Genomic DNA, 259 nt, shown 5'->3' with positions numbered 1-259 from the left:
CAATGGGCGACGCGGTTGGCGGCTGTTACTGGCTGCTGATCGCGGTTCTTGCCCAGACCCTCATCATCGAACATAAACAGGAGTGTGGTCAATGAGGTCTATTCCGTCGATCCTGATGTATGTGTGTGCTGCATTCAACATGCTGTACGCCGTGGCCATTAACATGGGCGGCAACACCCAGCTGGCTACGTATCATCTGCTGTGGGCCGTGCTCGACTACATGATTGCTGCCAAGATCGCGGAGGACGCATGACCTTCG

1 protein-coding gene is annotated in these 259 nt (G+C 55.6%); it reads left to right on the top strand.

Annotated features, from left to right (window positions below):
- Window positions 1-91: 91 nt before the first annotated feature.
- Window positions 92-253, top strand: coding sequence for a hypothetical protein (locus AC1RPN_RS09065; protein WP_281116337.1), 162 nt, complete (start codon window positions 92-94; stop codon window positions 251-253).
- The last annotated feature ends 6 nt before the right edge of the window (window positions 254-259 follow it).

The sequence above is a fragment of the Dellaglioa sp. CoH-57-MRSF-20 genome (assembly GCF_056781955.1).
This window is presented reverse-complemented; position numbering and strand designations above follow the sequence as displayed.